At 71.4% G+C, this 13,077-nt stretch carries 8 protein-coding genes, 1 other RNA gene and 3 pseudogenes; 3 read left to right on the top strand and 9 right to left on the bottom strand.

Annotated elements, in window-relative coordinates:
• Nucleotides 1–362: 362 nt before the first annotated feature.
• The 5 genes and pseudogenes from ACZZ0J_RS01920 to ACZZ0J_RS01900 all read right to left on the bottom strand — a co-directional run bounded on the left by ACZZ0J_RS01920 (nt 363) and on the right by ACZZ0J_RS01900 (nt 7,057).
• Nucleotides 363–1,547, bottom strand: a complete 1,185-nt coding sequence (locus tag ACZZ0J_RS01920) for a glycosyltransferase (protein WP_463434458.1) — start codon at nt 1,545–1,547, stop codon at nt 363–365.
• Between the two features lie 47 nt (nt 1,548–1,594).
• Nucleotides 1,595–1,744: pseudogene (locus ACZZ0J_RS01915) on the bottom strand (glycosyl transferase family 2); the annotation flags it as partial.
• A gap of 722 nt (nt 1,745–2,466) precedes the next feature.
• Nucleotides 2,467–5,417, bottom strand: a pseudogene (locus ACZZ0J_RS01910) (bifunctional [glutamine synthetase] adenylyltransferase/[glutamine synthetase]-adenylyl-L-tyrosine phosphorylase).
• Nucleotides 5,418–5,430: 13 nt separating this feature from the next.
• Nucleotides 5,431–6,768, bottom strand: coding sequence for a type I glutamate--ammonia ligase (gene glnA / locus ACZZ0J_RS01905; protein ID WP_111087010.1), 1,338 nt, complete (start codon nt 6,766–6,768; stop codon nt 5,431–5,433).
• Nucleotides 6,769–6,877: 109 nt separating this feature from the next.
• Nucleotides 6,878–7,057: an SPOR domain-containing protein gene (locus tag ACZZ0J_RS01900; RefSeq protein WP_111087009.1), complete on the bottom strand. Its 180-nt coding sequence runs from the start codon at nt 7,055–7,057 to the stop codon at nt 6,878–6,880.
• Between the two features lie 55 nt (nt 7,058–7,112).
• On the opposite strand from ACZZ0J_RS01900, the pseudogene map reads away from it, so the two are divergent.
• The 3 genes and pseudogenes from map to rnpB all read left to right on the top strand — a co-directional run bounded on the left by map (nt 7,113) and on the right by rnpB (nt 9,405).
• Nucleotides 7,113–8,038: pseudogene (gene map / locus ACZZ0J_RS01895) on the top strand (type I methionyl aminopeptidase).
• Nucleotides 8,035–8,784, top strand: coding sequence for a polyphosphate--glucose phosphotransferase (ppgK, locus tag ACZZ0J_RS01890; protein ID WP_111087008.1), 750 nt, complete (start codon nt 8,035–8,037; stop codon nt 8,782–8,784). The pseudogene map and the gene ppgK overlap by 4 nt, the downstream one beginning before the upstream one ends.
• A 260-nt stretch (nt 8,785–9,044) precedes the next feature.
• Nucleotides 9,045–9,405: RNase P RNA component class A (gene rnpB, locus ACZZ0J_RS01885), an RNA gene on the top strand.
• Nucleotides 9,406–9,618: 213 nt separating this feature from the next.
• Here the strand turns inward: rnpB and ACZZ0J_RS01880 are convergent.
• The 4 genes from ACZZ0J_RS01880 to ACZZ0J_RS01865 form a co-directional block, all read right to left on the bottom strand.
• Complete coding sequence (locus ACZZ0J_RS01880) at nt 9,619–10,353, bottom strand: zinc ribbon domain-containing protein (protein ID WP_123340505.1); 735 nt, start codon at nt 10,351–10,353, stop codon at nt 9,619–9,621.
• A 2-nt stretch (nt 10,354–10,355) separates the two neighbouring features.
• Complete coding sequence (locus ACZZ0J_RS01875) at nt 10,356–11,201, bottom strand: Nif3-like dinuclear metal center hexameric protein (protein ID WP_463434452.1); 846 nt, start codon at nt 11,199–11,201, stop codon at nt 10,356–10,358.
• A 71-nt stretch (nt 11,202–11,272) separates the two neighbouring features.
• Nucleotides 11,273–12,232 (bottom strand): hypothetical protein, encoded by a 960-nt coding sequence (locus ACZZ0J_RS01870; RefSeq protein ID WP_463434450.1) that lies wholly within the window; start codon nt 12,230–12,232, stop codon nt 11,273–11,275.
• 216 nt (nt 12,233–12,448) lie between these two features.
• On the bottom strand, nt 12,449–13,066 hold the full coding sequence (locus tag ACZZ0J_RS01865; RefSeq protein WP_463434448.1) for an RBBP9/YdeN family alpha/beta hydrolase: 618 nt from the start codon (nt 13,064–13,066) through the stop codon (nt 12,449–12,451).
• Nucleotides 13,067–13,077: the final 11 nt, after the last annotated feature.

The raw sequence follows: 13,077 nt of genomic DNA, 5'->3' as shown, positions 1-13,077 counted from the left end.
CCCGAGCCCTTCGCGGCACCGAGCTGGGACTGGAGCGACGCGATCTGCGCCTTGAGCTCCGTGATCTGGTCGCCACGCGACCCGGCCTGGGCGGTGCGGGAGTCGAGCTTTCCTCGAGCGCCCAGATGCGGTCCTGGGCGGCGTCCAGCTGCGTCTGCAGTTCGGCGGCGGACACCTTCTTGGCCTTCGGGGCGGTGACCCCGAGGGCCTGGTGCACGGCGGTGGAGACGGGGCCGGCCGGGGAGACCCAGACCGACCAGGTGATGAGTGCGAGGGCGAGGACGATGGCGGTCGTGCCGACGGCCGTCCAGCGGGCGTGCTTGCTCGACTGCGCCCACCAGGTACTGGAGGAGCGGATGATGTCAGACAATGAGGAAGGCCTCCAGGACGAAGATCGCGATGCCGATGCAGTACGGGATCGCGGCGTACGGGTTGTACCGGCGGGCCTTCACGGGGGCGGTCCGTGGGGCTGCGGGCTGCACTGCTGCTGCGGCAGCGGCCTCGCGCCGGGTCGCGAGCACGGTCGTGGTGGAGTTGGTGGTGGCGTCGGCCCCGAAGAGCTCGTCGAACGCGCGGTCCACGGCCACCTGGTCGCTGCCGAGCGGCACGCGTCCGTCGACGGCCCGAGCGCGGTCCGCGGCGTCGATCGGGCTGACCGGGGTCTCGGTGCCGAAGGACGACGGCTGCGCGGCGTCGGACGGGTCCTCCTGCATCGGACCGCCGGCGTAGGCACCGGCGCGGGTCCCCCAGCCGGACGCGTGCGCCAGGCGGAAGAAGCCGATGAGCCGGATCGGCATGAGGAAGAACGTCGACACGATGATGAACATCGGCAGGCGGAAGAAGTCACTCGGCTTCTCGGCCAGGTGACGCATCTGCCGGATGGCCATGCTGAGCACCGACGAGACGACCATCAGCGCGGCGACGTAGACGAAGCCCGTCGAGAAGCCGTACTGCGACAGGATGCCCTGGTACAGGTTCTCGCCCTGCCCGGTGAAGGCCCGGTAGATCCAGCCGGCGATCACGCCGAAGAGCATGAACGGCAAGATGATGTCGGTGATGAAGAACGCCGCCAGCACCGGGGCGTGACCGAGCATCCACGGCAGCATGCGCAGCGTGTTGTACTGCGAGCCACGGGCCCAGCGGAGCTGCTGCTTGAACAGCTTCTTCACCTGCAGCGGGGCGTCCGTGTAGACCAGCGAGGTGTACTGGTAGACGGTCCGGTACCCCTCCTTGAGCGTGAGGTTCGTGAGCGTGCGGTCATCGGAGACCTCGAGGAACACACCCATGAACTTCTCGTGCATGAACTTGTCCATGACGCGCATCAGGATGTTCCGCCGGAAGGCGATCGTGCGCCCGGGCAGGCAGCCGATCTGCCCGAGGACGCTCTGCGCGGGCATCGAGTAGAGCGCCCGCGAGTTCTCGAGCCAGTCGGCCCAGCGCGTGATCCAGCTGCGCTCGGGTTCGAGGATGCGCTGCCGGGTCGTGACACCGCCGACGGACTCGTCGGCGAACGGCTTGAGAAGCTCCTCGAGCGCGCCGGGGTCCACACGGTGTCCGAGTCGACGAGCACCGTGATGTCGCCGTTGGACATCTCGGTGCCGACCTTGACGGCGTTGCGCTTGCCCGGGATGGGCGTGTGCGTCCAGCGGACGAGCGGGGCGAACTCGTCGCAGACGGCTTCGAGCGCCTCGTTGCGGGCGCCGTTGATGACGACGATGATCTCGCCGGGTCGCTGCTCGACCATGCGACCGATGACGTCGCGGAACAGGTCGAGCGGTTCGTCCACGACGGGGACGACGACGCTGGTGGTACCGACGAAGGTGCCGGTGAACGGGCGGTAGCGGGCGGAGATGACGACCTTGACCAACCAGAGCAACCAGATCACCGCGGAGTACACGGCGAACAGGTAGAACTCGGGGTGGCCTTCGACCATCTGCCTGATCTGCAGAATGAAGGTGAACACTGATCCCTGCTTCAACGTTCGAGGTGGAGATTCCGCGACGTTGGGGAATCAGGGTCGGTTCGGGTGACCCCATTGACGCAGAAACCTGAACCCCGGCGCAACGCGACCCCCGTCCGGGGGCGTTACGAGCGCGTTACGGGGTACACACTTGTCCCCATCTCCACCGGGACCGGTGGTCCCCCCTCGTGCTGACAGCACTCCTGCGGACCACCTGCCCGACATCGGCCGCCGGTACACACGTGGACCGGGGCCGGGAGGCGCGGGTCGACTCCGACGGAAAGCCCCGGTCAGCAGGTGGTCACGTGGCGTGTCGGGGGGCACCGGAAATGAGCGCCTGGAGGTCCGGTGGGAGTTCGGTCACGACGTGGTAACAGTACCGGCGCGGTCCGAACAGGGGTACGGCCGTCGTCGCAACGGGGGACACTGCGCGACACGGAGATTTAACCTCCGACGACTGCTCGGTTCCGTGCCGTGCGCGCGACCTCGGGCGTGTCGCCGCTGGGTCAGGCGCCGTAGAACTCGCGCTCGAAGACCTGTCGTGCACGTCGGGTCACGCCGAGGTAGTCCTCTTCGAGCTCGCTCGCCGAGCCGGGCGGGTACTCCATCAGCCGCGCGACACCCTCGAGCTGGACGCGGTCGACGGGCAGGACGTCGGTCGTCTTCCCCGACCAGAGCACCAGCGCACTGCGCGTCCGCGAGGCGAAGCGCCAGGCCGCGCCGAGCCGCTCGCCGTCCTCGGCACTGACGAACCCGGCGGCCACGGCACCGTCGAGTGCCTCGAGCGTCGAGGTCGTGCGGAGCGCGGGGAACTCGAGTGCGTGCTGCAGCTGCAGGAGCTGGACGAACCACTCGACGTCGCTGAGCGAGCCGCGCCCGAGCTTCAGGTGGCGAGCCGGATCAGCACCGCGGGGCAGCCGCTCGGACTCGACACGGGCCTTGATGCGCCGGACCTCGCGCACCTCGTTCTCGTCGATCCGCTCCGGGTAGCGCGTGCGGTCCGCCAGGTGCTCGAAGTCCCGGAGCAGCTGGGCGTCGCCGACGGCACCGCGGGCACGGAGCAGCGCCTGCGCCTCCCACGTCAGCGACCACCGGGCGTAGTAGGCGCCGTAGGACTCCAGCGTGCGCGCCACCGGGCCGTTCTTGCCCTCGGGGCGCAGGTCGATGTCGAGGTCGAGCGGGTGGACGGTGTCCTCGGTGAGCCGGTTCAGCTCGCGCACGATGGTCTGCGCCGTCCGGGAGGCCGCCTCGGTCGCCAGGTCCGGCGCGCGGTACACGTAGAGGACGTCGGCGTCGGAGCCGAAGCCGAGCTCCCGTCCGCCGTAGCGGCCCATCGCGATGATCCCGAACTCGAAGTCCGGCGGGGCGTCACGTCGGGCGAGTGCGAGGGCCCCGGCGAGGGTCGCCTCGGTCACGTCGCTGAGTGCAGCGCCCAGGGCGTCCACGTCGAGGTGCCCGAGCACCGCGGCCATGCCGAGGCGCAGCGTCTCGCGGCGGCGCGCCGAGCGCAGCAGGCTCGCCGCACCGTCGACGTCGTTGCCGTGCCGCGCCGTCGTCGCGGTCATCTCGGCGAGCAACGAGTCCATCGGGCGGGCCCGCAGGAGCGACTCGGGCTCGTCGAGCCAGGCGACGGCCTCGGGGAACCGCTCGAGCAGACCGGACAGGAACGCCGACTCCGACAGCACGGTGGTCAGCGAGTGCGCAGCCCCGGACGAGTCGCGGAGCATCCGGAGGAACCAGCTCGACTCCCCCAGCGTGTCGCTGAGCCGCCGGAACGCCAGCAGGGCCCGGTCCGGCGCCGGCCCCTCGGCCATCCACCGCAGGAGCACCGGCAGCAGGTTCCGCTGGATCGCTGCGCGTCGGCTCGTGCCCTGGGTGAGCGCCCGGATGTGCCGCAGCGCACCGGGCGGGTCGACGAACCCGACGCCTGCGAGCCGGTCGACGACCTGGTCGTCGGTCAGCACGATCTCGCCCTCGGTCGTGGCGACGGCGGACAGCAGCGGACGGTAGAACAGCCGCTCGTGCAGGCCGCGGACCTCGAGCTTGACCGCGCGCCACCGGGTCTCGAGGGCTGCGGCCGAGGTGGCCAGACCACTCGACCGGGCGAGGACGCGCAGCTCCTCTTCATCGGTCGGCATCAGGTGCGTCCGCTGCAGTCGGCGGAGCTGGATGCGGTGCTCGAGGACTCGGAGCAGTGCGTAGTCCGGACCGAAGTGGGCGGCCTCGGCCCGTCCGACGTACCCGGCGGCGGTCAGGGCGTCCATCGCCTCGAGGGTGGAACGGACGCGCACGGACTCGTCGTCACGTCCGTGCACGAGCTGCAGGAGCTGCACCGTGAACTCGACGTCGCGCAGGCCGCCCGGACCGAGCTTCAGCTGCCGGTCGACCTCGCCGTCGGGGATGTGGTCGGTGACGCGCTCGCGCATCCGCTGCACCGACTCGACGAACCCGGGCGCGCCGACGAGCTCCAGACGAACGGTGCGACGGCCTCGGCGTAGCGCGCACCCAGGTCGGCCGAGCCGGCGATCGGCCGGGCCTTGAGGAGCGCCTGGAACTCCCACGACTTCGCCCAGCGCTCGTAGTACGCGACGTGCGAGTCGAGCGTGCGGACGAGGGCGCCGTCCTTGCCCTCCGGTCGCAGGTTCGCGTCGACCTCCCACAGACCGGGTTCGGCGGCCAGGTCGGTGATCGCGTGGGTCGCGGCGATCGCGATCCGCGTCGAGATGAGGACGGCACGGTCGGTGCCGATGTCGTCGGTGGCCTCGGTGACGAAGATGACGTCGACGTCGCTGACGTAGTTGAGCTCGCGCGCGCCGGCCTTGCCCATCGCGATCACCGCGAGCGGGGTCGCGGCGACGTCGGCCGCCGGGAACGGCACCTCGCGCCGGGCGACGTCGACCGCGGCGTCGAGCGCTGCGCCGGCCAGGTCGGCCAGTCCGGCAGCGACGGCCGGGAACGCCTCGGTCGGCGACGAGTGCAGCACGTCGTACAGGGCGATCTGCGCGAGGTGCCGGCGGTACCGCACCCGCAGGCACAGCCGTGCGTCCTCGCCGGTGGCACCGTCGATCGCCTCGAGCAGGGATGCCGTGTACCGCTCCTGCGACCAGGGTGCGACGACGGGCTCGAGCAGCAGTGCGAGTTCGGCAGGGCGACGGTGCAGGAACTCACCGAGGCCGACCGAGGCGCCGAGCAGGCGGATCAGCCGCTCCGTCGCGGCCTCGTCCGCCAGGACGGGGCGGAGCTCGTCCGGAGCGCGCTCCAACAGCCGTTCCAGCAGCCGCAGCGCACCGTCGGGATCCGCGGTGATGCCCCAGAGCGCCGGGGTGCCGCTGACCGGCAGCGGCACGACGGAGCCGAACCGCGCCTCCAGGTCGGCGATCCGCTCCAGGCTCTCCGACAGCTCGGCGAAGCCCAGGCGGGCCAACTCGGAACGCGACGACGTCGTCCGACCGGTCATGTGGTGCGCTCGCTCAGAGGGCGCCGAGGTTGGTGTCGAGCTCGAACGGTGTGACCTGGTCGCGGTAGCGCTTCCACTCCTGGCGCTTGTTGAGGAGCACGAAGTTGAACACGTGCTCGCCGAGCGTCTCGGCGACGAGCTCGGAGTCCTCCATCAGGCTGAGGGCGTGGTCGAGGCTCGACGGCAGCTGGCTGTACCCGAGGGCACGACGCTCGGCGTCGGTGAGGCTCCAGACGTCGTGCTCGGCCTCGGCCGGCAGCTCGTACTCTTCCTCGATGCCCTTGAGCCCCGCCGCGAGCAGCAGCGAGTACGCCAGGTACGGGTTCGCCGCCGAGTCGATGCCGCGGTACTCGATGCGCGAGGACTGCCCCTTGTTGGGCTTGTACAGCGGCACGCGCACGAGCGCCGAACGGTTGTTGTGGCCCCACGTCACGAAGGACGGGGCCTCGTCGCCACCCCAGAGGCGCTTGTACGAGTTCACGAACTGGTTCGTGACCGCGGTGATCTCCGGTGCGTGCTTGAGCACACCGGCGATGAAGTGCTTGGCGGTCCGGGACAGCTGGTACTCGCCGCCGGCCTCGTAGAACGCGTTCTGGTCGCCCTCGAAGAGCGAGACGTGCGTGTGCATGCCCGAGCCCGGCTGCCCGGAGATCGGCTTCGGCATGAACGTCGCGTAGACGCCCTGCTCGATCGCGACCTCCTTCACGACCGTGCGGAAGGTCATGATGTTGTCCGCCATCGTCAGTGCGTCGGCGTAGCGGAGGTCGATCTCGTTCTGGCCCGGGCCGGCCTCGTGGTGGCTGAACTCCACCGAGATGCCGAGGTCCTCGAGCATCCGGACGGAGCGACGACGGAAGTCGTGCGCGCTGCCGCCGGGGACGTTGTCGAAGTAGCCGGCCTGGTCGACGGGCTGCGGCCCGCCGTCCTTCCACTCACGGCTCTTGAGCAGGTAGAACTCGATCTCGGGGTGCGTGTAGAACGTGAAGCCACGCTCGCTCGCCCGGGCCAGCGTGCGCTTCAGCACGTTGCGGGGGTCGGCGACGGCGGGCTGGCCGTCCGGCGTCGTGATGTCGCAGAACATCCGCGCGGTCGGGTCGACCTCGCCGCGCCACGGCAGGATCTGGAACGTCGAGGGGTCCGGGTGCGCGAGCACGTCGGCCTCGTACGAGCGGGACAGGCCCTCGATCGCGGAGCCGTCGAACCCGATGCCCTCGGCGAAGGCACCCTCGACCTCGGCCGGGGCGATCGCCACCGACTTCAGCGTCCCGATGACGTCCGTGAACCAGAGTCGGATGAACTTGATGCCGCGCTCCTCGATGGTGCGGAGCACGAAGTCCGTCTGCTTGTCCATGCACGACCTTTCCGTGTATCGGGTGGCCGCGGGCGGGCCTCGTCCCAGGCTAGTGGTCCCGCGGCGTGCGCGGGGCCGTGCGACGCGTCAGTGGTCCGTCACCGTGCCGTCACTGGTCGTCGGCGTCCCACTTCTCGTTGTTCGCCGCGATCCGGTCGAGCGCGTGCTGCGCTTCCTCGCGCGTGTCGAACGGGCCGATGCGGTCGCGCTGCGGGGACTGCGGACCCTGCTCGACCTGGCCGGTCTTGTCGTTGAACCACCACTGGGACTCGATGCGTTCGTCGCTCATGCCCGCCACCGTACCCGCGCGGCGGGGTCGTCGCCCGCCGACTAGAGTGGTCGGCATGCCCCGGGACCAACACGGACACCTGACCGCCGGCCGCGTCTCCCCGCTCCGGACCGTCCCGAAGGACATCGAACGCCCGGAGTACGTCGGCAAGGTCGAACCGCACGAGCACGGCCTCGGCGACACGTACTCCCCGACGAGGTCGAGCGCATCCGCACCGCTGGCCGCATCGCGTCCCAGGCCATCGACGCCGTCGGCGCAGCGATCCGTCCGGGCGTGACCACCGACGAACTCGACCGCATCGGCCACGAGTTCGTCGTCGCACACGGCGCCTACCTGTCGACGCTCGGGTACCGCGGGTACCCGAAGTCGCTGTGCTCTAGCCTCAACGAGGTCATCTGCCACGGCATCCCCGACGACACCGTCCTGCAGGAGGGTGACCTCGTCAACATCGACATCACCGCCTACAAGGACGGGATGCACGGCGACACGAACCGCACGTTCATCGTCGGGCAGGCGTCGCAGGAGGTCGAGGACCTCGTGACCCGCACGCGGCTCGCCCTCGAGCGCGGCGTCAAGGCCGTCGCCCCCGGCCGGCAGGTGAACGTCATCGGCCGCGCCATCGAGGCGTACGCGAAGCGCTTCGGCTACGGCGTCGTCCGCGACTACACCGGCCACGGAGTCGGTCGTGCCTTCCACTCCGGTCTGATCATCCCGCACTACGACGCGCCGCAGTACGACGACGTCATCGAGCAGGGCATGGTGTTCACCATCGAGCCCATGCTGACCCTCGGCGGAATCGAGGCCGACATCTGGTCCGACGACTGGACGGTCTCGACGCGCGACAAGTCGTGGACCGCGCAGTTCGAGCACACCCTCGTCGTCACCGAACGCGGCGCGGAGCTCCTCACCGTCTCCCTGACCGGACACCCCTTCCTGACCGGGCACTCCGGCAGGCAACCGAAAGGCACGACAACCTCATGACCTCCCTCGCAGTCGGCGTCGACATCGGTGGTACGGGCATCAAGGGCGCGATCGTAGACGTCGCGTCCGGTGAACTGACCACGGACCGCATCAAGAAGGCCACACCGGAAGGCGGGAAGCCCCACGACATCACCGCCGTCGTCGCCTCGATCCTCGACGAGCTCGCACCGGCGGCCGACGTCCCCGTGGGCGTGTGCTTCCCCGCGATCGTGCGAGACGGCAAGACCATGTCGGCCGCGAACGTCTCGAAGAAGTGGATCGGCTTCGAGGCCGAGGCACTGTTCGAGAAGGAGCTCGGCCGCGCCATCCACTTCGTGAACGACGCCGACGCCGCCGGGTTCGCCGAGCAGCAGTTCGGTGCGGCGAAGGGCAAGGACGGCCTGGTGATCGTCACGACACTCGGCACCGGGATCGGCAGCGCGCTCATCAACGACGGTGTGCTCATCGTGAACTCGGAGCTCGGACACCTGGAGATCGACGGGCACGACGCCGAGTCGCGCGCGTCCTTCGCTGCCAAGGAGCGCGACGACCTGTCGTGGAAGCACTGGGCGAAGCGTCTGCAGACCTACTACTCGACGCTCGAGGCCCTGCTCTCCCCCGAGCTCTTCGTCGTCGGCGGCGGCGTGTCGAAGCAGTACGAGGAGTTCCTGCCGCTGCTCGACCTGCAGGCGGAGATCATCCCGGCGACGCTGCGCAACAACGCCGGCATCATCGGTGCCGCGACCCTGGCTGCCCGCAGCGCCTGACCCGCAGGTCCCTCGGACCGTCGACCCCGCTCACACCGGCCTGCACCGTGCACCGGGCGGCGTCGGTGCGATTCGACGCGCCCGGCCGCTGGCGCCGACGTTCCACGACTCGCCGTCTGCGGTTCGCCGAGGTTCCACGGAGACCCCTCGTGCGCGCCGACATGCCGAGATTTCGGAACCTCGGGGGCGGGGGCGGGCCGGGACCGGGCCGGGGCCGGGCCGAGGCACGGGCGCGGGGCCGGTAGACTCGGACCTGCGAATGGGTCGGTGAGACGGTCGCGTCACTCCTCCGGGAGTGCCGAGGAACGTCCGGGCTCCACAGAGCAGGGCGGTGGGTAACACCCACCCGGAGCAATCCGCGAGACAGTGCCACAGAAAACAGACCGCCGGCGGCAACGTCGGTAAGGGTGAAACGGTGGTGTAAGAGACCACCAGGGGTCCGGGTGACCGGATCCGCTCGGTAAACCTCGCCCGGAGCAAGGTCAGACAGAGGACGCTGAGGCTGCTCGCCGAGTCCTCGGGTAGACCGCTGGAGGCCGACGGCAACGTCGGTCCGAGAGAGATGGCCGTCACCGCCGTGCAAGCGGCGGGACAGAACCCGGCGTACGGCCGGCCCATTCGCCCCACTTCCACGAGACCCGTGCTCGACGCACGGTGCGGCGCTCGCGATCCCGTGCGAGGTTGCACGCTCGGTGCAGCGCCACAACGCCGCACCGAGCGTGCAACCTCGCACCAGGCGACGGACCCCGCACCGTGCGCCCCCGCACCGTGCACCACAGACGGGAGGCGCGGTGCCAGCTGGCACCGCGCCTGCCGTCGGCAGCGTGCGAGCGCCTACAGCCCCGACTCGGCCGTGCGCACCAGGATCGCGTCGCTGTCCGGGCAGAGCACGACGTCGTCCGGCGCGGCACGGCGGATGTCCTGCAGGTCAGAGTTGTTCAGCGCCACGCCCGACGCCGTCGACACCCCGCCCTGCAGCAGCGACGCGCCGAAGCCGTAACGGGCACGCTGCCGGTCGTAGAGCGCGAGCAGCTCGGCCGGCACCTTCGCGGCGACGTCGGCTCGGGCTTGCTCGGCAGAGGCACGGTCGGACGACAGGCGCGCGATCTCGGCGTCACGTTCGGCGACCAGGCCGGAGCGCGCGGCTTCGACGTCGGCGAGCTGCGCCTCGATGTCGCCGACCCGGGCGCGCAGGCCGTCGAGGTTCTCCATGACCTCGAGCTCGGCGGTCTCGAGGCCACCGATGCGGCGCTGCAGCGACTCGAGCTCGTTCTGCAGCCCGGTCGCGTCCTTCGAGTTCGACACGTTCTGCAGCATCGTGGTGTCGCGCTCGACGCGGGCCTGCGCGGTGGCGGTGTCGGACTCCAGGCGAGCGAGCTCGCGTTCGGCGTCCTCGACCAGGCCGGTGGCGGCGACGAGTTCGCTGCGCAGTCCGGCGGCCTTGGTGCCGAGTCCGGTGAGCTGGTCGCCCTTCTGCAGCGACGTGATGCGGTGCGCGATGCGGGTGACGTCGTTGTCGAGTCGTTGGACGTCGAGGAGGATGACCTGGTCCTCGGGTGCTGCCTTCATGGTCAGACTCCTTCAGTGGGGGTGGTGGGTTCGGCCGCCGGCAGGACCGCGAAGTCCCACGGGTCGGTGCGGAGGTCGCTCACGGTGACGTGGACGCCCGCGGCCTGGCGCAGTTGCGCGGCCGCGACGTCGAGCCAGAGCCACTCGGCGGCCCAGTGCGAGGTGTCGATGAGGGCGGGACCGCCGCCGAGCAGCGCCTGTTCGCGGAACTCGGACGCCGGGTGGTGGCGGAGGTCGCTCGTGATGTACACGTCGGCAGCGAGGACGGCGGGGTGGCCGAGCAGCGAGTCCCCCGCACCGGCGCACAGTGCCACGGTGCGGACGGGCTGGTCGAAGTCGCCGGACACCCGGACCCCGGTCGCGGTGGGCGGCAGCAGGTCGACGAGCTTCCGTGCCAGGGCGCCGAGGGTCGTGCCCTCGGCGAGGACCCCGACGCGGCCGATGCCCGTCGCGGGGTCGGTGCCGGCGTCGAGCGGTCGCTGGTCGGTCAGGCCGATCCGGTCGGCGAGCACGGCCGAGGTCCCGGTGGTGACCACGTCGGCGTTGGTGTGGGCCGCGATCAGGGCGCTGCCACCGCGCACGAGGGTCGCGAGGACGCTGCCCTTGTACGTCGACTCGGCGATCGTCGTGACGCCGCGCAGCAGCAACGGGTGGTGCGTGAGCAGGAGCCCGGCACCGAGCTCGACCGCTTCACGCGCGGTCGCGGGGACGGCGTCGACGGCCAGGTGGACGTGCTCGACGGTGGCGTCCGGATCCCCGGCGACCAGTCCGACGGCGTCCCACGACTCGGCTCCTGCGGCGGGCCACAGGTCTTCGATCACGGCCTGGAGTTCGCGGAGCGTCGGCATCCGGTCAGTCTACCGAGCCGACCGCGTCGGCACCGGCAGCCGGTCCGCGCGGGGTGATCCGGGCCTCCCGGTCAGCGGCGACCGAGCGCACGGAGCAGGCCGGCGACGAGTCGCGACCACCAGCCGGGCCGGGCCGGCTCGTCGGTGCCGGTTTCGGTGTCGACGCTCGCCGGGGCTGCCGTCTCGACGACGGGCACGGCGATCGCGTCCGGCAGCACGACGGGCGTGCTCGCGGTCGTGCCCTGGTGAGCGGTGAGGGCGGCCGCGAACGCGGCACGGTCGATGACCGTCGGCCCGGTGGCGGGCTGGACGAGCGGGGTGGGTCGCGTGTTCGCGGAGACCGGCGACACGGCCGGGAGGCCCAGCACCGGTCGCACGGGCTCGTCGCGTTCCGGGGCGACCAGCGCCACGGCCGGGGTCGCGGTGACGACGTCGGCTCCGGGTGCGGCTGCTGCCGTCGGTGCGAGGCGGAGCACGGCGACCGCGGGAGCGGGGGCGACGCCGGTCACGACGGCGACCGGAGCGGTCGCGGCACGGCGGGCGGCTGCACGGTCGCGACGGTCGGACTCGGCGGCGGCGTCCTCGAGCAGGTCCGCGAAGACGGTCCGGGCGAAGGCGCGGGCCGCGGTGACCTCGGGGTCGTCCGCGCCGTCGACGGTGGCCTCCCAGGCGGCGAGGCGGGCGAGGTCCTCGTCGCGGCGACGGACCTCGTCCTCGAGCAGCACGATCCGCTCGATGGTGCTGCGACCGGTGGACGACGAAACCTCGATCGCGAGGTCCTCGATGCGCAGGGCGAGGCGCTCCGGCGGTTCCGGGAACGACGGTGCGCAGACGGCGGCGTGCCGGGCGCGGTCGCGGCGGAACGCGGGGGCTGCAGGCGCGGTGCTGACGTCAGGCGCAGTGCCGGTTTCGGGCGCGGCGACTGCTGCAGCCGCGATGCTGGGGTCCGGCGTCTGGACGGCGGTGGCGTCAGCCACGGCGCCGGGGCGCTGCACCGGGCCGGTGACGGGCGGGACCACGAGGTCCGCCACGTACGGCGTGCGCGTCGCCGGGGCGTCGCGGAGCCACTCCTCGACCTCGCGACCGAACGGGTCGACGAGGGGGTGCGTGCACCGGACTGGGTCTCCATGTCCGAAGGATAAATATCGCGCGCGCCGAAACTCGGGACATCCGCGGTGTGTCGCAGCAATCCCTGCCATATCGCGCCGAACGTGAACGGCGTGTCGCCCGTCGCCCCGGGGGTCGGGTCAGAGGGTCTGCTCGAACGCGCCGAGGAGCTCCCGACCTGCGGGCCACGCGCCGACACCGCTGGCGACGTTGACGTGGCCGAGCGGGCCGACCCGGAGCACCGCGGCCCCCATCGTCTCCGCGAACACCAGAGCACGGTCGGCGGTGCAGTACGGGTCGTCGTCGCTCACCACCAGGCGGGTCGGAACGCGGGCCGCTGCGGTGCCGGCCGGGATCGGGCGGGGCGCGGGGAACCCGGAGGCAGCGGCGGGGAAGCCCGGTGCCGCGGGGTCCGGCGGCGCGACGAGGAAGGCGCCGGCGACGGTGGGACCGGCGGCGTCCGCGACGGCTGCGGCGTCTGCGGCGGCTGCGGCGTCTGCGGCGTCTGCGGCTGCGGCGAGCCAGTCGGCGACGGCGAGCACGCCCAGGCTGTGCGCCACGAGCACCGGCGGTTCGGCGCACGACGCGACCGCGCGGGAGATGGCGTCTCGCCAGTCCCCCGGGTCCGGCTCACCCCAGGACGCCGGTGCGATGCGGACGGCGTCCTCGCCGCGCTCCCGCTGCCAGACGGACTGCCAGTGCTCCGCGTCGGAGTTCCAGATCCCGGGCACGATCACCCACGGTCGAGGTCTGCTCACTCGGGCAGCGT

This window comes from Curtobacterium sp. AC272, from assembly GCF_979258155.1.
Note: the sequence above shows the minus strand (reverse complement) of the source record. Positions and strands in the feature narration are given on the sequence as shown.